Consider the following 556-nt stretch of genomic DNA (forward strand, 5'->3'; position numbering starts at 1 on the left):
CCAGTGACGACTAGCGCTCCTTGCCCACCAGCGACACGGTATTCACCAGAGAAATTATCGGAACGACGAACCTTGATCACCATGACAAGAGGAAGGAAAATCGCAAGAATAGCCAATGCAATCGCCGCGTAACCCAGCGCCATAATGAAGCCTTGTGGGTAAAAAAGCGCAAAACCAAGTGGTGGAGTAAACGTAATCACTGCAGCTAACAAGCGATTTGGTTTCTCACTTTTGCCTTTGATCGTATCACCTAAAAATTCGAACAAACCTAAGCTCACACCTAAGTTCGAGGTGAGAAGTGCAAGGTCGGCAAATACACCTACAATTCTGCTCAAGTTGGATTTGTGAACAGTTTGAGATAATTGACCAATAAGTGCACTCAAGCCACCGTTTTCAATAAGTGCATCCTGGCTTACTACGCCTAAAGTAACGATTTGCCAGAAAATGTAGATAACTAAAGGAATCGTCGAACCAACGATAACCGCTTTGCGCAAAGATGACGTATCGCCATCTAAGGAGTTTACGATTGCAGGAATACTGCCGTGGAAACCAAACG

Annotated in this window: 1 protein-coding gene; it reads right to left on the bottom strand. The window is 45.0% G+C overall.

The genetic code is table 11. The features are described from left to right. Positions 1–556: aromatic amino acid transport family protein (locus R7Z77_RS27630; RefSeq protein WP_318137342.1), on the bottom strand; the 556-nt coding region annotated here is incomplete at both ends.

The sequence above is a fragment of the Vibrio sp. 1401 genome, from assembly GCF_033340295.1.